16 protein-coding genes are annotated in these 17,132 nt (G+C 63.8%); 10 read left to right on the top strand and 6 right to left on the bottom strand.

All coding sequences use genetic code 11. The annotated features are described in order from the left end of the window. Positions 1 to 246: 246 nt before the first annotated feature. From GWG65_RS21555 to GWG65_RS21545, 3 genes are all read left to right on the top strand, one after another. Entirely contained in the window at positions 247 to 1,713 is a 1,467-nt protein-coding gene (locus GWG65_RS21555; RefSeq protein ID WP_275197573.1) for a PLP-dependent aminotransferase family protein, read from the top strand. Between the two features lie 74 nt (positions 1,714 to 1,787). Continuing rightward, positions 1,788 to 2,414, top strand: coding sequence for an FMN-binding negative transcriptional regulator (locus GWG65_RS21550; protein WP_275197572.1), 627 nt, complete (start codon positions 1,788 to 1,790; stop codon positions 2,412 to 2,414). 264 nt (positions 2,415 to 2,678) lie between these two features. Further along, positions 2,679 to 2,864 carry a hypothetical protein gene (locus tag GWG65_RS21545; RefSeq protein ID WP_275197571.1) on the top strand — a complete coding sequence of 62 codons (186 nt, stop codon included), beginning with the start codon at positions 2,679 to 2,681 and terminating at the stop codon, positions 2,862 to 2,864. Positions 2,865 to 2,877: 13 nt separating this feature from the next. On the opposite strand, the gene GWG65_RS21540 is transcribed toward GWG65_RS21545, so the two are convergent. Further along, the gene (locus tag GWG65_RS21540; RefSeq protein ID WP_275197570.1) at positions 2,878 to 3,186 is read right to left on the bottom strand and encodes a hypothetical protein; all 309 of its coding nucleotides are present in this window, start codon (positions 3,184 to 3,186) and stop codon (positions 2,878 to 2,880) included. A 427-nt stretch (positions 3,187 to 3,613) separates the two neighbouring features. Here GWG65_RS21540 and GWG65_RS21535 point away from each other — a divergent pair, with 427 nt between their 5' ends. Then, the gene (locus tag GWG65_RS21535; protein ID WP_275197568.1) at positions 3,614 to 4,753 is read left to right on the top strand and encodes a hypothetical protein; all 1,140 of its coding nucleotides are present in this window, start codon (positions 3,614 to 3,616) and stop codon (positions 4,751 to 4,753) included. 35 nt (positions 4,754 to 4,788) lie between these two features. Here GWG65_RS21535 and gor read toward each other — a convergent pair whose 3' ends face one another. The 3 genes from gor to rpiA are packed head-to-tail and all read right to left on the bottom strand — an operon-like array spanning position 4,789 to position 7,458. Further along, the gene (gene gor / locus GWG65_RS21530; protein ID WP_275197567.1) at positions 4,789 to 6,177 is read right to left on the bottom strand and encodes a glutathione-disulfide reductase; all 1,389 of its coding nucleotides are present in this window, start codon (positions 6,175 to 6,177) and stop codon (positions 4,789 to 4,791) included. A 46-nt stretch (positions 6,178 to 6,223) separates the two neighbouring features. Beyond that, complete coding sequence (locus GWG65_RS21525) at positions 6,224 to 6,742, bottom strand: DUF2059 domain-containing protein (protein ID WP_275197566.1); 519 nt, start codon at positions 6,740 to 6,742, stop codon at positions 6,224 to 6,226. Between the two features lie 2 nt (positions 6,743 to 6,744). After that, the gene (gene rpiA / locus GWG65_RS21520; RefSeq protein WP_275197564.1) at positions 6,745 to 7,458 is read right to left on the bottom strand and encodes a ribose-5-phosphate isomerase RpiA; all 714 of its coding nucleotides are present in this window, start codon (positions 7,456 to 7,458) and stop codon (positions 6,745 to 6,747) included. A gap of 168 nt (positions 7,459 to 7,626) precedes the next feature. Here rpiA and GWG65_RS21515 point away from each other — a divergent pair, with 168 nt between their 5' ends. From GWG65_RS21515 to GWG65_RS21495, 5 genes are all read left to right on the top strand, one after another. Beyond that, positions 7,627 to 8,301 carry an HAD family hydrolase gene (locus GWG65_RS21515; RefSeq protein ID WP_275197563.1) on the top strand — a complete coding sequence of 225 codons (675 nt, stop codon included), beginning with the start codon at positions 7,627 to 7,629 and terminating at the stop codon, positions 8,299 to 8,301. Between the two features lie 154 nt (positions 8,302 to 8,455). Beyond that, on the top strand, positions 8,456 to 8,953 hold the full coding sequence (locus tag GWG65_RS21510) for a hypothetical protein (RefSeq protein ID WP_275197562.1): 498 nt from the start codon (positions 8,456 to 8,458) through the stop codon (positions 8,951 to 8,953). A gap of 108 nt (positions 8,954 to 9,061) precedes the next feature. Next, positions 9,062 to 10,090, top strand: coding sequence for a GTP 3',8-cyclase MoaA (gene moaA / locus GWG65_RS21505; RefSeq protein WP_275197560.1), 1,029 nt, complete (start codon positions 9,062 to 9,064; stop codon positions 10,088 to 10,090). Positions 10,091 to 10,260: 170 nt separating this feature from the next. Next, positions 10,261 to 10,842: a TRAP transporter small permease subunit gene (locus tag GWG65_RS21500; protein ID WP_275197558.1), complete on the top strand. Its 582-nt coding sequence runs from the start codon at positions 10,261 to 10,263 to the stop codon at positions 10,840 to 10,842. Positions 10,843 to 10,868: 26 nt separating this feature from the next. Beyond that, positions 10,869 to 12,524: a TRAP transporter large permease subunit gene (locus GWG65_RS21495; protein ID WP_275197557.1), complete on the top strand. Its 1,656-nt coding sequence runs from the start codon at positions 10,869 to 10,871 to the stop codon at positions 12,522 to 12,524. Between the two features lie 77 nt (positions 12,525 to 12,601). On the opposite strand, the gene GWG65_RS21490 is transcribed toward GWG65_RS21495, so the two are convergent. Continuing rightward, positions 12,602 to 13,690, bottom strand: a complete 1,089-nt coding sequence (locus GWG65_RS21490; protein ID WP_275197556.1) for a TRAP transporter substrate-binding protein — start codon at positions 13,688 to 13,690, stop codon at positions 12,602 to 12,604. Between the two features lie 278 nt (positions 13,691 to 13,968). Here GWG65_RS21490 and GWG65_RS21485 point away from each other — a divergent pair, with 278 nt between their 5' ends. Continuing rightward, positions 13,969 to 15,270 (top strand): M20/M25/M40 family metallo-hydrolase, encoded by a 1,302-nt coding sequence (locus tag GWG65_RS21485; protein ID WP_275197555.1) that lies wholly within the window; start codon positions 13,969 to 13,971, stop codon positions 15,268 to 15,270. Between the two features lie 396 nt (positions 15,271 to 15,666). Here GWG65_RS21485 and GWG65_RS21480 read toward each other — a convergent pair whose 3' ends face one another. After that, the gene (locus GWG65_RS21480) at positions 15,667 to 17,130 is read right to left on the bottom strand and encodes an ATP-binding protein (RefSeq protein WP_275197554.1); all 1,464 of its coding nucleotides are present in this window, start codon (positions 17,128 to 17,130) and stop codon (positions 15,667 to 15,669) included. Positions 17,131 to 17,132: the final 2 nt, after the last annotated feature.

The raw sequence follows: 17,132 nt of genomic DNA, 5'->3' as shown, positions 1-17,132 counted from the left end.
TCAACCAGATGCGGCGCGCATCTGATGGTGCAAAACTGCAGCGGCAGGGCCGCCCTAGCAACGTCCAACAACCGCTAATGCCGTCCGGATTGGGACATCACGGCACCCGCGCTCGAAGCACGCTGGACCAGGGCTGCAAGGAGCATTTTTACCCCTAGGCAAGGCTTACGTCGAAACTCTCGGCGAACGGGATTAGAAACACCTTCCGACACCGTTCATTCGGACGAATGCCGGATTGCAATGTGGATGATCCAGATGAAGCCGAATCCCGGACGCCGCGCCAGCCGCATGGGCGCGCGTCAGATCTACGAAGCCCTGAGAGATCAGATTTTGGCGCGGGTGTACGGGATAGACGGGTTGCTGCCGTCGTCGCGGGCGCTTGCGGGCGAGATGGGGGTGGCGCGCTCGACCGTCACCGTCGCCTATGAACAGCTCGCCGCAGAAGGTTTCATCGAGACGCGCCATGGCGCACGGCCGCGCGTTGCCCGCGCCGTTGTCGAGCGCGGACGCATGCGCGTCGCATCCCGGACGTCGGCACGCAAGGTGCGGCTGTCGGCGTTCGGCGAACGACTGCTTCGGGACCCGCCGCGCTGGACCGAGCCGTCGCGCGGGCTGATCGCGAACTTCCGCTATGGCGAGCTCTCGGCATCGGACTTCCCTGTACTGGCATGGAAGAAAGCCGTGACTGCTGCAATGGCGCGCAGGCCCGAGCGGCTGGCCTATGACGACCCTTGCGGCTCGCTGCGGCTGCGGACCGCGCTGCAGGGCTATCTGTGGCGATCGCGAAGCGTTCGCTGCGACGTCGATCAGATCATCGTCGTGAACGGCTCCCAGCAGGGCCTCGACATCTGTGCGCGCCTGCTGCTCGATGCCGACGACCGCTTCGTGATGGAGGATCCCGGCTACCAGATGGCGCGGCATACTTTTGCGGCGACGGGCGCCGAGATGGTGCGGATCCGCGTTGACGCAGATGGACTGGAGACGGCCCGCCTCGACGACGTCGAGGCCCGCCTCGCCTATGTGACGCCGTCGCATCAATATCCGCTCGGCGGCGTCATGCCGATCGGGCGCCGGCACCAGTTGCTCGCCTGGGCACGGAAGGCCGATGCTTACGTGATCGAGGACGATTACGACAGCGAGTATCGCTACGACACCAAGCCGATCCCGCCGCTCCATGCGCTGGAGGGCAGCGACAAAGTGATCTATCTCGGGACCGTCTCCAAGACGCTCTCCCCAACCCTGCGGATCGGCTACCTCGTCATGCCGGCTGGCCTGCGAGCCCCGTTCGCCGCCGCCAAGCAGATCATGGACCGGCACACGCCGCTCACCGAACAGGACGCCCTCGCCGCGTTGCTGGAGAGTGGCGCCTATGACAGCCATGTCAGGCGCGTGCGCCGGCGCAACGCAGAACGCCAGCAGGCACTGCTCGATGCATTGCACCGCTGCTTCGGCGATCGCGTCCGGATCGAGGGTACGGCCGCTGGCCTGCATGTGGTGGCCTGGTTCGAGGGCCTGCCGCAAAAGCGTGAAGATGCCTTGGTCAAGGCGGCTCGCGCCAAGGGCGTTGGCATCTATCCCGTCTCCGCGCTGTTCGTCGGCCTTCGCCGGTCGCGGGAGCCAGTCGGCCTCGTCATGGGCTATTCGGCTCTGGAAATTGCGCAGATCGAACGCGGCTGCAAGCTTCTGGCCCAGGCGGTCGTTGAACTGGACTGATTAAACTTCACAAAACTGGTCGTTCAATCTAGGCCAGATTTCGACTATCTCCGGATCGAGAACGGAGACAGATCATGTACATCCCCCCGGCCTTCAAAGACGATATCGAGAGCATCCGGTCCACCATCCGCGGTGCCCGCCTCGCCAGCCTCGTGACGGCTACGACCGACGGTCCGGTAGCCACGCCGCTGCCGCTCTTCCTCGACGAGAGCGAGGGCGAACATGGCGTGCTGCACGGACATCTGGCCAAGGCCAACCCGCAATGGAAGCTGCCGCCGATCGGAGATGCGCTGGCCATCTTCAACGGTCCCGACGCCTATGTGACACCGTCCTGGTACGCGACCAAGCAGGAGACCGGAAAGGTCGTCCCGACCTGGAACTACGTTGCCGTGCACGCCTATGGCCCCGTCGAATTCTTCCACGAGCCGGAGCGCCTGCTCGAGGCGGTAACGCGGCTGACCAACAGGCATGAAGGTTCGCGCGCGAAGCCCTGGACCGTCGATGAGGCCCCCGCCGATTTCATCGCCGCACAATTGCGCGGAATCGTGGGCGTGCGCATTCCCGTCGTGCGGTTCGAAGGCAAGCGCAAGATGAGCCAGAACCGCCCCGAGGCCGACCGTGTCGGCGTCGCACAAGGTCTCGCGGCAAGCGAGAACGCGCAAGATCGCGAGGTTGCGCCTCTCATCCCGCTTCCAGCCTGATGCTCACGGCCCCCGGCATCTGCATTCGGGAATCATCGTCCGGTCAGGTGTGCTGGTGCGTCTCAGCACGCATGTTTGGCGATGCGGCCGTCGATGCAGCACCCGACGCTGGAGCTCGCAGCGGTGTCGCGACGGATCGCTGCATCGACGACATCCGAAACGCGCGCCGCAATCGGAGGCAGCATCCAGGCACCGTCATAGCGCCCGCGCAAGCCTGGGGAACGAAAACATCGCGTCCAACTTGTTGTGTCGCGGAGGAAACGAATGAACCACGTCGCCTATTGCCCCGGCTGCGGCCACGGGCTGGTCCCCATCCTGTCAGATAAGGGCAGCGCAAAGCCCAGTTGCTTCTGGTGCGAAAGCGTCGACGCAAGAACGATGGACATGGCGAAGTGGGCCGACAGCCCCTCGGGCAAGCCTGAGCTGATCTCGCGTCAATCCTTCGAATGAGCCCTCTTCCGCGTCAGATCCTCGCCGCCAGGCCTTGAGCGGAAACGACACCGTAGTTCAGGGGACGCGCGGCTACCGGGCTTCGCGCCGGACGGCGCCGCGGGACGAACAGGCAGTTGACGAGAATCGGCTCGTCATCGCCGAGCGCGGTTCGCTCCCTCACCAGCAGGCTCATGACCGAACGCATCTTGAGGATTTCATGCGCCACGAAGCTGCAGTCCTCATCCCGATTGATCTGTTCGCGCACGATGGCCTCAGCCTCGAGCATGCTGACGCGGAGCGCCCTAATGGTTCTGCGGATTTGGTTGATACGGTTGTCCATCGCTGCCTCCCAATACAGTTGCAGCATAAGAACAAATCATGAACAAAATGTCAATCGATGCACGGATCGGTATCGCCCGACTGGCGATTGAGCCTCGCTCGCCATGGCAATCCAACTGCTGCGCGGCTGATCCGCTATCGGCGCAACCGCGCTCGCCGCTGCACTTGCCTTGGCGGGGCTTGCCGACAATTTGGACAAGGTAACGCCGGCTCACTGCGAGCGTTTGCGAGGAAGGCAAACGCAGCGCGGAGAATTGGCCGACTTAACATCCCGTGCAATCTCGATTTTTCCAGTCGGGCCCGCCGCAAGCAGGCAAACGAATCCGTGCGCAGCTCTGGGCCACAACTGGCCCGGAATTCGCAAGGCAGCATCAGGCCCGAGCCTCGCAGCACTCCCGTCAGGCGGATTGCTGGGATTGGAGGATGTCATGAACGTGCATGCTGCGGGCGATCTCAAAACCACTGGCCTCACGCGCCCGGACGGCGCGCCGCTGCGCCTGAACAGCCAGGATTTCGTCGCGATCGATCGCGACCGGGATGCGAAGTATGAGGCGACCTATCGTCCGCAAGCCCTCTACAACCGCGCGGACGCGGGCTTTCACGCCAACAACGACACCTTCCTGCTTCATGAAGTCGCGACAAATCTGCCGATCTATCGCCCGGACACCGGCCCGACCGATTTCCATCTCCATCTACCGCCGGGCGGCTTTCAGCTCGTGCTTGTCACCTCGGGCGCGTTCACCTTCGACTACGATGGGCGCTTCTACAATGTCGGCCCAGGCGCAGTGATGCTGCAAAGCGCGATCGTCCACCGTCAGCTGTTTTACACCTGGTCCGGCCTGTCGACCGAAGAGAACCTGAAGACGCCGCAGACGGTGGTGCCGGATCCGATCTCCATGGGCTATTCCGGCAAATTCCTCGAAGCCTTCATCACCGATCCGACGACCTTTCCGAACCCGACAATCGTCGGTCCGGATCAGATCGACGAAGCCGAGACGCCGCGGGTGGCCTGGAGCCATCCGCTGCATGATCGCCCGGCGAATGCAGGGTTCTGGCTTCAGGATCCGCTGGCGCTCGATGCGCTGTTCAAGCCGCTGTCCGATAGTCCGATCAAATCGGCCACGCCGGTTTACGTGCGCGATATCGGCATCGAAATCCCGAGCGGTCATCTCGTCACCGGCCATATCATCGCGACCGACCCGCGCGGCCAGTCGCTGTTGCCGAAGAGCACGTCGACGGCAGCGGACGGCGCCTGTTTTGCCAAAGGCGAGGTCGTCATCTACCGCGTCATTCGCGGCACCGCCGAATTCAGCAACAAGGCTGGCGAGAGCTTTGAGCTCACGGCCGGCGATGTGGTGACGGCCGGCAAAAACGCGACAAGCCTCGTCGGCGTCGGTGAAAACACCCAGGTCCTCCGGCTCGGCCTTCTGCAGGGCATGAACAACCTTCGCAGCTGGACGCCGACCCAGCGTGACGAAATCGACGGCCTGGCCGCTCAGATCATCACACGGAGGGACATTCGTCCCCTGCGCACCGAAGGCAAGCCGGTCGGATATTTGTACGCGTAGGCGCAAGCCTCGCCCGAGCTCTGCTCGTGGCGCCCCTACTCCGCCGCTTGCCGCACGTGGCGCGCAGTTGGCGTGCGCATGGTGACGAGCTCTTCGGCGGCGGTCGGATGCAGCGCGAACGTGGCGTCGAAGTCGGCCTTGGTCGCCTTCATCTTCACGGCAATCGCGACCGCCTGGGTGATCTCGGCAGCGGCATCGCCGACGATATGGCAGCCGAGCACGCGGTCGGACGCACCATCGACGACGAGCTTCATCAGCACGCGGGTGTCGCGGCCTGACATCGTCGCCTTGATGGGGCGGAACGACGTCTTGTAGATGTCGATGTGACCAAACTGCGCCCGCGCCTCGGTCTCGGTGAGGCCGACGGTGCCGACCTCCGGCTGCGAAAACACCGCGGTTGGGATGGTCAAATGATCCACCCTCACCTCGCGCTTGCCGAATACGGTGTCGGCGAAGGCGTGACCTTCGCGGATCGCGACCGGGGTCAGATTGTGCCGGTGGGTGACGTCGCCGATCGCGTAGATGCTGTCGACCGAACTTTTGGAGAAATGATCGACCGCGATGCCGCCGTTAGTCGGATTGATGGCGACGCCGGCCTTCTCCAGGCCGAGATTGGCGACGTTGGGATGCCGGCCGATCGCGAACATCACCTGGTCTGAAGCGACGCTCGAGCCGTTCGACAGATGGGTGGTGAATTCCTCGCCATGGCGATCGACCTTGGTCACCGTGCAGGCCGTCAGGATGGTGATGCCCTGCTTCTCCATCTCGGCGCGGACATGGGCGCGCACGTCGTCGTCGAAGCCGCGCAAGATGTTGTCGCCGCGATAGATCACGGTGACGTCGGAGCCGAAGCCGGCAAAGATGCCGGCGAATTCCAGCGCGATGTAGCCGCCGCCCTGGATCACGATCCGCTTCGGCAGCTTTTTCAGATGGAAGGCCTCGTTGGAGGAAATCACATGCTCGATGCCGGGGATCGAGGTGCCATGGTTGGGCGCACCGCCGGTTGCGATCAGAATGTATTTTGCGGTGATCTTCCTGTCGTTCTCGAGCAGGCGGACGGTGTGCTTGTCCTCGATTACCGCCCGGCTCTTGACAATCTGCGCGCCGGACTTCTCGACATTGGCGGTGTAGGCCGCCTCCAGCCGCGCGATCTCCTTGTCCTTGTTGGCGATCAATGTCGGCCAGTCGAAGGTCGCGGGCGGAATGATCCAGCCGAAACCGGCGGCGTCCTCGATCTCGTGACGGACATGCGAGCCGATCACGAGCAGCTTCTTCGGCACGCAGCCGCGGATCACGCAGGTCCCGCCCATGCGATACTCTTCCGCGACCGTCACGCGGGCGCCGTATCCCGCCGCGATGCGGGCGGCGCGCACGCCGCCCGAACCGCCACCGATGACAAAGAGGTCGACGTCGAATTCAGCCATTGTCCACTCCGACCCCTTTCAAGGACTTCTGATCAGATAGTATCGATCAGATCTCCTTGCCACGCTTGCGCATCTCGGCGCGGAAGGCGCCCATCACGGTCTCCGTGAAGTTCTGCGCCCATGAATTCATGAACGCCATGCTGAGGCCGATGGCCTTGGGCTCGGCCTCGACCAGCTTCTTGCCGAGCGGCGACTTGTAGAAGGCGACGAGATCCTTCAGCTCCTGCTCGGTGAACTCGCTGGCATAGACCTGCGCCATGCCTTCTCCGATCTCCTTTTCCCGGCCGTTGAGCTGCTGGGCAACGATCGGCGCCACCTCGTTCAGATCCTTCTGGTAGTTGAGGTTCTGCTGGATCAGCGCGCCCTTGGTCTTCTCGACCATGCCCGGCACCGCGTTGGCGTACATCGCGCTGGCATTTTTCATCGCGAGGATTTCCTTGGCGGCCGCAATCGCTGCCGGCGACGCTTTTGGCGCCGCCACCTGCTGGGACAGGGCCGGAGCGGCGCAAACGGCCAGTCCCACAGCGAGGGCCGCGGCCGGCAACAATTTCAAAAGGCTCTTCATTCCTAGTCTCCTTTTGGCTTTCGCCGTTCAATCACGCGGATTCCCTCGCCACCCGCCAAGACGGCCGAGCTGGCCAAGCCGATAAACAGACCATGCTCGACCACGCCGGGGATCGCGCTCAACGCCGTGGCGAGATGAGCCGGATCCTCAATCCGTCCGAGCTGGGCATCGACGATCCAGTGGCCGCCATCGGTGACGAAAACGTGGCCATCCTTGCCGTTGCGGACCGCCATTTGCCCGGAAACGCCGCACTGCGCAAATGCCTTCTCGATCGCACGCAGGGTTGCGCCAAGCCCGAACGGGATGACCTCGACCGGCAACGGAAAGCGGCCGAGCGTCGCCACCCATTTGCTGTCGTCGGCAATCACGATCATGCGATCAGAAGCTGCCGCCACGATCTTCTCGCGCAAAAGCGCACCGCCGCCGCCCTTGATCAGATTGAGCGCGGGATCGATCTCGTCGGCGCCGTCGATAGTGATGTCGAGTTGGTCGATCTCGTCCAGCGTGGTCAGCGGCACGCCGCAGCGCACGGCGTCAAGGCGCGTCGCCTCCGAGGTCGGCACGCCGATCACCTTGAGCCCGGCGCGCACGCGTTCGCCGAGCAGCTCGACGAAATGTTTCGCGGTCGAGCCGGTGCCGAGCCCGAGCTGCATGCCGTCACGCACTTCCTCGAGCGCGCGCGCTGCCGCCCCCCGCTTCAACTGGTCCATATTCAAATTGCGCCCGCCTCTGATCCAGGAATGTGCCGCCCGCACAGGCCGCCTTCGGCGGCCTGTGTAGCCTCGTTTTCCCCCGGAGAACAGGGTCTGGGGAACAGGCCTATAAGCTGATCTTATGGGCCCGCCCCTTGCGCCGGTACGGCCGGACCGATAGCGCTTTGCTTCATGACCTCCCCGCACACCATCGTTTTCGATCTCGACGGTACGCTCGTGGATACGGCGCCCGATCTGATCAGCGCGCTGAACCACGTGCTCGGCCGCGAAGGGTTGCCGCCCGTGCCGATGCAGTCCGCCCGCAACATGATCGGCGCCGGCGCGCGCAAGCTGATCGAGCGGGGCCTGGAGGCCGAGGGTCGCACCGTCAGCCTCGCGGACATGAACCGGATGACCGCGGATTTCATCGCCTATTACGCCGACCATATCGCCGTCGAATCCCGGCCCTTCGAGGGGCTGGAGGCTGCGCTCGACCATTTTGCGGCGCAAGGTCACCGTCTCGCGGTCTGCACCAACAAGCTGGAATGGCTGTCGAAGCGGCTGTTGGACCAGCTCGGCCTCAGCCGCCGGTTCGCGGCGATCTGCGGTGCCGATACTTTTGGCGTTCCAAAGCCCGACCCCACCATCCTGCGCGAGACCGTGGCCCGGGCCGGCGGGCAGCTCACGGCCAGCATCATGGTCGGCGATGCCGGCCCCGACGTCGGGGTGGCGCGGCGGGCCGGCGTGCCCGTAATCGGGGTCAGCTTCGGCTATACGGACGTGCCGATCGCAGATCTCAAGCCGGACCGGCTGATCCATCACATGAGCGACCTGCCGGCCGCCGCCAGCAGCCTGATGACGGCCTAGGGGCTTGGCAACGCACTGAAATTCCTGTCAAATCCAAGGTGGCCCCGCGTTAACCAACGATTAACTATGCGCCGTCCACCGGTTGCGCGGGTAAAACCACTTTCCTAAGGTCGCTGGCGGGGAATGTGGCGGTTCGTCGCAGAAGTGGATGGTCATGCGTCGTGTCATCGCGATTGCGTTAGCGGCAGCGAGTCTTTTTGGGGCAACAAGTCTCGGCGGCTGCTCCTCGGTGTCCTGGGACATGTTCAAATCGGCCCCGCCGACCCTCCAGGTCCAGCTCGAATCCAGTCCGCCGGGCGCTGACGCCAAAACCTCGCTCGGGCCGGGTTGCAAGACGCCCTGCTCCGTCTCGGTTCCCGCACCCGATGCGCCCTTCACGGTCAGCTATGCCCTGAACAAATTCCAGCCGGCCAGCGTGCCGGTGAACGTCATTAAGAATCCCGGCGATCTCACGACGCCCGCCTCCGTCATCACCGACCCGAATCCGGTCTTTGCCCAGCTCCAGCCGGCCACCCCACCCAAGCCGGTGAGGAAACCGCACCGGCCCAAGAAGCCGAAACCGGCCGCAGCCGCGCCCGCAGCAGCCGCACCGGCCGCCGCCGCACCTGCCGCGGGGTCGCCGTTCCCCGATCCGAACGCGGGCAAGCGCTGATCTCCGTGCCACGCCCGATTGTTCTTGCCGCGTCTGATGCTTAGATTGCTTCCCGAGCACCCCTGACGCAAAGGTGCGCACCTCGCCGTTAGTGACAAGGCCTGTTGTATGAACGGATCCTCCGCCCTCGCCCAGCTGTCGAGCCCCATGACCGATCCGTTCGGGCGGACCATCACGTACCTGCGCGTCTCCGTCACCGACCGCTGCGATCTGCGCTGCTTCTACTGCATGTCGGAAGACATGACGTTCCTGCCCAAAGCAGACCTGTTGACGCTGGAAGAGCTCGACCGGCTCTGCTCGGCCTTCATCGCCAAGGGCGTGAAGAAGCTACGGCTCACCGGCGGCGAGCCGCTGGTCCGCCGCAACGTGATCACGCTGGTGCGCTCGCTGTCGCGCCATCTCACGACTGGCGCACTGGGCGAGCTGACGCTGACCACCAACGGAACCCAGCTTGCGAAATACGCTCACGAACTCGCCGATTCTGGCGTCCGCCGCATCAACGTCTCGCTCGACACGCTCGATCCCAAGAAGTTTCGCCAGATCACCCGCTGGGGCGAAATCGACAAGGTTCTGGAGGGCATCGAGGCCGCGCGCGCCGCGGGCCTTAGCGTCAAGATCAACGCGGTCGCGCTGAAGAACCTCAATGAGGACGAGCTTCCCGAGCTGATGCGCTGGGCCCATGGCAAGGGCATGGGACTGACGCTGATCGAGGTGATGCCGATGGGCGAGATCGGCGCAGGCCGCATCGACCAGTATCTGCCGCTGTCGCTGGTGCGCGCGCGGCTCGCCCAGCAATTCACGTTGACGGATCTGGCCGAGACCACGGGTGGGCCGGCGCGCTATGTCAGCGTCGCCGAGACCGGCGGCAAGCTCGGCTTCATCACGCCGATGACCCATAATTTCTGCGAATCCTGCAACCGGGTGCGCATCACCTGCACCGGCACGCTGCACACCTGCCTCGGCCACGAGGATGCCTCCGATTTGCGCAAGCCGCTGCGTGCATCAAGCGAGGATGCGCTGCTTGCGGATGCGATCGACCGCGCCATCGGCCTGAAGCCCAAGGGCCACGACTTCATCATCGACCGCCGCCACGACCGCCCCAGCGTCAGCCGCCACATGAGCGTGACCGGCGGGTAGCGGTTATCCGCGACGGGAGCCTTATTCCCCTTAACTATCAACAAACTTCCGATTGACTGGCAGCACGCTCGCTGGTTTGGTGCGGCTGCTCATGCCTGCGCGGCGAGACAAGCCACGCGCCACTCGGCGCAGTCAAGACGGCCGGGGCAAAATCGGGGGAGGACCTATCGTTGCAAGCGCTCCTAAAGCTGAGCCATGGAATTGACGCGTTCACACGTTGGACGGGCAAGCGTCTGGCATGGCTGATCCTGGTTGCCGTGATCATCTCGGCCATGAATGCGGTCGTCCGAAAGACGTTCGATACATCCTCCAATTCCTGGCTCGAGCTGCAATGGGTGCTGTTCAGCATCGTCTTCCTGCTGTGCGCGCCCTGGACGCTGCTGGACAACGAGCACATCCGCATCGACATCATCAACAACATGTTGCCCAAGGCGGCTCGCAACGTGATCGATATCATCGGCCACGCGGTCTTCCTGCTGCCGCTGACGGTGGTCATGATGATCACCGGCATACCGTTCTTCCAGCGCTCGTTCCAGCTCAACGAGCAGTCGGGCAACGCGGGCGGCCTGCCGCAGTGGCCTGCCAAGTCCCTCATCATGATCGCGTTCGCCTTCCTGTTCGTTCAGGGCATCTCCGAGCTGATCAAGCGCATCGCAATCATGCGCGGCATGATCCCCGACCCTCACGAGTCGCAGGTGTCGGCAATCGAGGCGGAGGTCGAGCACCTCGTCGAGGCCATCGAGAAGAAGTAGCGCCGGCGGCGTTTGAGGGGAATTTGATGACCGCGTTTCTTATCGCCAATATGGCGCCGATTATGTTCGCATCGCTGGTGGTCGTGCTGCTGCTCGGCTATCCCGCGGCATTCTCGCTCGGCGCCGTCGGCCTGATCTTCGCCGTGGTCGGGATTCAGCTCGGCCAGTTCCACCCCGACTTTCTCCAGGCCCTGCCCGAACGCGTCTACGGCGTGATGAACAACGACACGCTGCTCGCGATTCCGTTCTTCACCTTCATGGGATTGGTGCTCGAACGCTCCGGGATGGCGGAGGACCTGCTCGACACGATCGGCCAGTTGTTCGGCACCGTCCGCGGCGGCCTCGCCTATGCCGTGGTCTTCGTCGGCGCACTGCTCGCGGCGACGACAGGCGTCGTCGCGGCGTCGGTGATCTCGATGGGCTTGATCTCACTGCCTATCATGCTGCGATACGGTTACGACCGGCGCATGGCGACCGGCATCATCGCAGCTTCCGGAACGCTGGCGCAGATTATTCCCCCCTCGCTCGTCCTGATCGTGATGGCCGACCAGCTCGGCAAGTCCGTCGGCGACATGTACGAAGGTGCGTTCGTTCCGGGCCTGGTGCTCGCGGGCCTTTATGCCCTCTACGCATTCCTCGTGACCGTGATCTTCCCGAAGGCCGCCCCGGGCCTTCCCAAGGATGCGATCGGCTTCCGCGAGGACAGCGGTAGCCGAGGTCTCGCCTCGCTCGGTGTCCTGTTCCTGGCGAGCTGCGTCTTCGGTTGGGTCATGATGCGGAGCTCGGAGAGCCATGGCGCCGACTATGTCGTGCTCAGCATGTTCTTCGGCATCCTGTTCGCGTTCTTCGTCGCCGTCGTGAACTGGATCATCGACAGGCTTACGGGCTTCCGTTTCCTGTCGAAGCTGGCGCAGCAGACGACCTTCGTCATGGTGCCGCCGCTGTTCCTGATCTTTCTGGTGCTGGGCACGATCTTCATCGGCCTCGCCACGCCGACCGAAGGCGGCGCGATGGGCGCGACCGGCGCTCTCATTCTCGGCGGCATGAAGCGGCGGCTGAGCTGGGACCTGATCCGCCAGGCCATCGAATCGACGGCGAAGCTGTCCGCATTCGTCGTTTTCATCCTGGTCGGCGCCCGCGTGTTCTCGCTGACCTTCTACGGCGTCAACGGCCATGTCTGGGTCGAGCACCTCTTGACCTCCCTGCCTGGCGGACAGATCGGATTCCTGATCTTCGTCAACGCCTTCGTGTTCGTGCTGGCGTTCTTCCTCGATTTCTTCGAGCTTGCCTTCATCGTGATCCCGCTGCTCGGGCCCGCGGCCGAGCATCTCGGCATCGACCTGATCTGGTTCGGCGTCATCCTCGGCATCAACATGCAGACCTCGTTCATGCATCCGCCGTTCGGATTTGCGCTGTTCTACCTGCGCTCGGTCGCGCCGAAAGAACGTTATACCGATCGCGTCACCGGCAAACGCATGGACCCGGTCACGACGGGACAGATCTATTGGGGTGCGGTGCCGTTCGTCGTCATCCAGATCATCATGGTGCTGATCGTGATCGCGTTCCCTTCGATGGTGATGCACTACAAGGGCGTGCAGTCCAACATCGATCCGAACACCATCAAGATCGAGATTCCGCAGATCGAGCTGCCGCCGCTCGACTTCGGCCAACCGAAACAATAGCGCTGGGGATCGCCCGGCAAAAAAACAACCCGGAGCTTCCGCTCCGGGTTTTTCGTTTGGCCGACAGCGCGCTGCGGTCAGCTCTGCGAGTTGCGCGCCATGAAGTTGTCGTAGCCGACTTCGGCGACCTGGAACCACTGATATCCGTTGGTTGAGAAGGCCGTCAGCGAGTCGTACACCTTCTTGAAATCCGCATTGGTGGACGCGACTTCGGTGTGCAGCTCCTTTGCCGCCTTCAAGCAGGCCTGCATGATCTCGGGGGAGAACGGATGCAGCTTGGCGCCCGCGGCGAGCAGGCGCCGCAACGCCGGCGGGTTGGACTGGTCGTACTTGGCCATCATCCAGTTGTTGGCAAAGTGGCCCGCCTGCTCGAGGACGCTCTGATAATGCTTCGGCAGCGCGTTCCACTTGTCCTGATTGACGAAGGCGAGAAGCATCGGGCCGCCTTCCCACCAGCCGGGAAAGTAGTAGTGCGGCGCAACCTTGACGAAGCCGAGCTTGTCATCGTCATACGGTCCGACCCATTCGGCGGCGTCGATGGTGCCCTTCTCGAGCGCCGGATAGATGTCGCCTCCGGCGATCTGCTGCGGCACCGCGCCGAGCTTCTGCAGCACGCGGCCGGCAAAGCCGCCGATGCGAAATTTGAGGCCGCTGAAGTCGTGGGGTACCTTGACTTCCTTGCGGAACCAGCCGCCCATCTGACAGCCGGTATTGCCGGCAAGCAGCGAGACGACGTTGTACTTCTTGTAGAACTCGTTGAGAACTTCCCGCCCGCCGCCCAGCATGTACCAAGCCTGGTTGATGCGCATGTTCGGTCCGAACGGCACCGCCGAGCCGAACGTAAAGGTCGGGTCCTTGCCGAAATAATAGTAGGACGCGGTGTGGCCGATCTCGCAGGTGCCGTTCTGCACTGCGTCGAGCACCTGCAGCCCTGGCACGATTTCGCCGCCCGCAAACGTCTGGATCTGGAATTTGTTGTCAGTCGCTTCCGCCACCATCTTCGCCATCATCTCGGCGCCCCCGTAGAGCGTATCGAGCGATTTCGGCCAGCTCGTCGGCATGCGCCACTTGATCTCCGGCGTCGACTGCGCGATCGCGGGAGCGGCGAGCGTCGCTGCACCCGCTGCACCAAGTCCTGTGACCTTGATGAAGTCTCTTCTCTTCATGATTTCCTACCCTGATGGATTGTGATGATGGGCCTTCTTGCCGAGGCTTGGAGACAGCATGGAACATGTGTCATCCGATTTCCAGCCCCACAATGGTGAGGGACACAAAATGCCCGGCTCCCCGCCAGCCTGTTCTGCTACTTTCGGCTTAGACGGCCAGCGGCCATTGCCCTCCAATCATGTTCAGCCTCGGCAGTGCACGACACGTGAGCCGGGCGCGTGACAGGCGCCGGAAACACGGGCATACCGGGCCATCCTCCAACTTAGGGCCGCCGCTCATGCCTCGATCGCACCCTGTTCCATCGCTCGCTCGTCCGTTGATCGCGTCGCTCTGGCTGGCGTGTGCCGTCACCGTTGCGCATGCCGAGCCCAGCAAGAATGTGATGGCCGATATCCATGCGCTGGCGCAAAAGGAGCAGCAGCCGCTGCTCGACACGCTGCGCGATCTCGTCAGCATCGAATCCGGCAGCAAGGACATCGACGGCCTGAACCAGATCGCCGAGCGGGTCGCCGGCCAGCTCAAGCAGCTCGGCGGCACGGTGGAGATCCTGCAGCCCGCCGAGATCTATCGCCTCGACGACACGCCCGAGAAGATCGGCCCGGCCGTGCACGCCGTCTTCAAGGGCACCGGCAGCAAAAAGATCATGCTGATCGCCCATATGGACACGGTGTACCTGAAGGGCATGCTGAAGGACCAACCGTTCCGCATCGACGGCGACAAGGCCTACGGCCTCGGCATTGCCGACGACAAGCAGGGCGTCGCGCTCATTCTCCATACCGTGGCGTTGCTGCAGAAGCTGCACTTCAAGGACTACGGCACACTCACAGTGCTCACCAATGGCGACGAGGAGATCTCCTCGCCCGGCTGGCGCAGCACCATCACCCGGTTCGCCGCGGATCAGGATGTCGTGTTCTCGTTCGAAGGCGGCGGCACCGACGGCACGCTGCGGCTTGCCACCAGCGGCATTGGCTCGGCCTATCTTACGGTGCAGGGCAAGTCGTCGCATGCCGGCTCAAGGCCCGAGGGCGGCGTCAATGCGCTGTACGAGCTCTCGCACCAGGTGCTCCAGATGAAAGACCTTTCCAGGCCCGAGCAGGGCCTCAAGCTGAACTGGACCGTCGCCAAGGCCGGCACCAATCGTAACGTGATCCCTGCCGAGGCCACGGCCCAGGCCGATGCGCGTGCGCTCAAGGTGGCGGATTTCGACGCGCTGGAAAAGGCGCTGCGGGACAAGATCAGGAATCGTCTGCTGCCCGACTCAAAGGTCGACCTGAAATTCGAGGTACGTCGCCCGCCACTCGAGGCCAACGAGGCCTCGCGCGGCGTGGCGGCCTACGGCAAGACGATCTATCAGGAGCTCGGACTGTCCCTCAAGGTCGACGAGAAGGCGACCGGGGGCGGCACCGACGCAGCCTTTGCCGCGCTCAAGACCAACGCCGCCGTGGTGGAAGGCATGGGCCTGTCGGGCTTCGGCGCGCACTCCAACGATGCCGAATATGTGCAGCTCAACAGCATCGTGCCGCGTCTTTATCTGGCCACGCGCATGATCATGGATCTGTCCACCGCCAAGCTGAAATAAACAGCGGCTTTCTTCCTTCTCCCCTTGTGGGAGAAGGTGGCATTGGCGGCCTTCGGCCGCCGTTCTTAAGAACGCCGATGCTTCGCATCGGCTGCGGCGCCGGATGAGGGGTCCTCTCCGCGCGCTCGATTGAGAGTGGGACTCGCGGAGAGAGACCCCTCACCCGTCTCGCCGCTATCGCGGCGAGCCACCCTCTCCCACAAGGGGCAGGGCTATCGCATATTGCGTTTTTGGCGGCCTGAGCGCGCGCCTCATCCTTCGAGACGACCGCTCCGCGGTCTCCTCAGGATGAGGCTGAGCAGCATCGGCGCCCGTTGAAACCGCTGCCGCGCACTCCATCCTCATCCTGAGGGCCCGCCCCTAGGCGGGCGTCTCGAAGGATCGGCCACAACAAGATCAGCCCATATGCGATCGCCCTGCCGCACGGGGAGAGGGCGCAGCGTTAGTGCCGCGCCAGTTCTTCTCTGCGACCATTGCTTCCTCCGCCAACCGAAACCGCAGCGTGAACTCCGCGCCGCCGCCCGCGAGGTTCTCAACCTCCACTGTGGCGGCATGATCGTTCGCGACGGCGCGCACGATCGACAGCCCCAGGCCCGCGCCGTCGGTCCGCTGGCGGTCGGCGCGCCAGAAGCGCTGGAAGATCAGCTCGCGATCGGCCTCCGCGATGCCCGGGCCGCAATCGCGCACATGCACCGAACCGTCGTCCCGTACCTCGACGTCGACGCAGCTGTCCTTCGCGGTAAACTTGATGGCGTTTTCGGCCAGGTTGAAGATCGCGCGCTGCAGCATCTCGGAATTGCCGCGGATCATCACGGGCAGCTCGGTGCCCTTGAGCGCGATGTCCTTGTGCCGGGCCAGTGCGAACGGCGCGATCGCGCCGACCACCTCGGCGCAGACGGCGCGTAAGTCAGCGGTCTCGCCGGGGTCGAGCACCAAGGTGTCGAGCTCGGCAATCTCGAGCAGCTGGGCCACGATCCGGCTCATGCCCTCGATATCGGCGTGCAGCGCCTGCTTTGCTGCGCCGTCATGAAGCGTGTCGATCCGCGTGCGCAGGATCGCAAGCGGCGTGCGCAATTGATGCGCGGCATCGGCCGTGAACTGCCGCTGCACCCGAAAGCCGTCCTCCAGGCGATCGAGCGCCTGGTTGACCGCGGTGACCAGCGGCATGATCTCGCGCGGGATCTGCTCCGTGGGCAGGCGGATGTCGGTGCGGGCCGGTCCGATATTGCTGGCTTCTTCCGAGGCCTTCCATAGCGGTGCGATTGCGCGGCGAAAGATGATGATGTCGGTGGCGAGCAGGATCAGCAGGATTGGGATGGTGATCCATCCCACACGCCGGAAGAAGTTCGAGACGATATCGTCGATGATGACATCGCGATGCGCGAGATCCTCGGCGACCTGGATGCGCACTGTCTTGCCGCCGACGTCCCGGGTGACACCGGCGCCGGAAATGGTCTCGGACAGTGGCAGCGCCGCCGCGGCCGCGCCGGCGCGCCGGTGCGAGGAGAACAGCAGCCGGCCTTCGGCATCGCGAATGTCGTACCGATAACGACCGTAAGCGTCTGAATAGAGTCCTCGCAGGCTGTCCGGCAGGTTGAACGTCAGCGCGCCGTCCGGCTGGGCGACGATGCGCTCGGCCAGCACTTCGGCCTGCGCGCGCATGGCATCGCGATGCAGCAGGTCGATCTCAGAATTGAGCAGCCAGAACAACACCAGCGGCAGGAAGATCGCGACCACCGCGACCGCGACGATGTGCAGGAACACGATGCGCCAGATCAGCGATTTGAACGTCGGCGATCTCGCGTAGAGCCCGGCATAGGATCCGACATGGGATCTGACCTGGGACCTGACCTGGGCCACGC

Origin of the sequence: Bradyrhizobium sp. CSA207, from assembly GCF_029051685.1 — a bacterium.
Taxonomy (GTDB): Bacteria; Pseudomonadota; Alphaproteobacteria; order Rhizobiales; family Xanthobacteraceae; genus Bradyrhizobium.
This window is presented reverse-complemented; position numbering and strand designations above follow the sequence as displayed.

Bases quoted from the DNA above. Each gene is read 5' to 3' on its own strand.
- GWG65_RS21545 (WP_275197571.1), top strand. From the start codon at position 2,679: ATGAACCACGTCGCCTATTGCCCCGGCTGCGGCCACGGGCTGGTCCCC.
- GWG65_RS21510 (WP_275197562.1), top strand. From the start codon at position 8,456: ATGCGTCGTGTCATCGCGATTGCGTTAGCGGCAGCGAGTCTTTTTGGG.
- gor (WP_275197567.1), bottom strand. From the start codon at position 6,177: ATGGCTGAATTCGACGTCGACCTCTTTGTCATCGGTGGCGGTTCGGGC.
- GWG65_RS21555 (WP_275197573.1), top strand. From the start codon at position 247: ATGATCCAGATGAAGCCGAATCCCGGACGCCGCGCCAGCCGCATGGGC.
- GWG65_RS21490 (WP_275197556.1), bottom strand. From the start codon at position 13,690: ATGAAGAGAAGAGACTTCATCAAGGTCACAGGACTTGGTGCAGCGGGT.
- GWG65_RS21540 (WP_275197570.1), bottom strand. From the start codon at position 3,186: ATGGACAACCGTATCAACCAAATCCGCAGAACCATTAGGGCGCTCCGC.
- GWG65_RS21535 (WP_275197568.1), top strand. From the start codon at position 3,614: ATGAACGTGCATGCTGCGGGCGATCTCAAAACCACTGGCCTCACGCGC.
- GWG65_RS21550 (WP_275197572.1), top strand. From the start codon at position 1,788: ATGTACATCCCCCCGGCCTTCAAAGACGATATCGAGAGCATCCGGTCC.
- GWG65_RS21525 (WP_275197566.1), bottom strand. From the start codon at position 6,742: ATGAAGAGCCTTTTGAAATTGTTGCCGGCCGCGGCCCTCGCTGTGGGA.
- GWG65_RS21515 (WP_275197563.1), top strand. From the start codon at position 7,627: ATGACCTCCCCGCACACCATCGTTTTCGATCTCGACGGTACGCTCGTG.
- moaA (WP_275197560.1), top strand. From the start codon at position 9,062: ATGAACGGATCCTCCGCCCTCGCCCAGCTGTCGAGCCCCATGACCGAT.
- GWG65_RS21495 (WP_275197557.1), top strand. From the start codon at position 10,869: ATGACCGCGTTTCTTATCGCCAATATGGCGCCGATTATGTTCGCATCG.
- GWG65_RS21485 (WP_275197555.1), top strand. From the start codon at position 13,969: ATGCCTCGATCGCACCCTGTTCCATCGCTCGCTCGTCCGTTGATCGCG.